We start from the raw sequence: 214 nt of genomic DNA, 5'->3' as shown, positions 1-214 counted from the left end.
TCTGCCCCGCACCTGCGGGGATGAGCCCCCTCGGCTGCGCCGTCAAAAACCTTGAAGCCCATCTGCCCCGCACCTGCGGGGATGAGCCCCATGCCAGCCTTTCTAGTTCATCAGAACAGTTATCTGCCCCGCACCTGCGGGGATGAGCCCTGACCACGTCGACCCCGGCGAGGGTTTCCCAAATCTGCCCCGCACCTGCGGGGATGAGCCGAAG

Source organism: Corynebacterium sp. HMSC073D01 (genome assembly GCF_001815555.1).
Lineage (GTDB): Bacteria > Actinomycetota > Actinomycetes > Mycobacteriales > Mycobacteriaceae > Corynebacterium > Corynebacterium glucuronolyticum.
This window is presented reverse-complemented; position numbering follows the sequence as displayed.